The sequence below is a fragment of the Actinoalloteichus spitiensis RMV-1378 genome (assembly GCF_000239155.1).
Lineage (GTDB): Bacteria > Actinomycetota > Actinomycetes > Mycobacteriales > Pseudonocardiaceae > Actinoalloteichus_B > Actinoalloteichus_B spitiensis.
The window spans coordinates 1-565 of sequence record NZ_AGVX02000740.1; the positions used below are offsets into that span (position 1 = coordinate 1).

Consider the following 565-nt stretch of genomic DNA (forward strand, 5'->3'; position numbering starts at 1 on the left):
CCGATCTGGGGCGGCCGAGGGTCGCCGCTCCGGCCGACCCGGTGCTCGTCACCAGGGAGTTCCGCCACCGGAGAAGTCCTGTGAGGACTTCGCTGACCGGGCGTTCCCCACTCGCTCCCGTCCATCGCGTCGAGAGGAGGGCGCTTCCTCGGCCGTTTCGCCTCTCACTCGTTCGGGTAGACGACGGACCAGCGCAGCGACACGCACGGTGACACCGGGCGGTGGGTGGGAGGGAGGCAGCGGAGATGCCCGAGAAGGACGCGGACACGCCGAGGACCGCTGACGAGGAGGAGGCGCCCCGCGCCGGCCGGCGGCTGGGAGCAGCCCAGCGGGTGCGGGCGGCGCGGGACCAGTTCCAGGACATCACCGGACTCGTCCCGGAAAGCGTCTCCGGCCTGTCCCGCGCCGATGAGGGCTGGCAGGTGACCCTCGAGGTCGTCGAGCTCGCCAGGGTCCCCGACACCATGAGCCTGCTGGCCACCTACCGGGTCGAGGTGGACTCCGACGGGGAGCTCCTGGGCTACCAGCGGATCGCGCGCTACGCACGGGGGCAGGCCGACCGGTG

At 72.6% G+C, this 565-nt stretch carries 1 protein-coding gene; it reads left to right on the forward strand.

The genetic code is table 11. The features are described from left to right. Nucleotides 1-245 precede the first annotated feature (245 nt). Nucleotides 246-565: gas vesicle protein GvpO (locus ACTIDRAF_RS31175; RefSeq protein ID WP_016701351.1), on the forward strand; the 320-nt coding region annotated here is incomplete at its 3' end.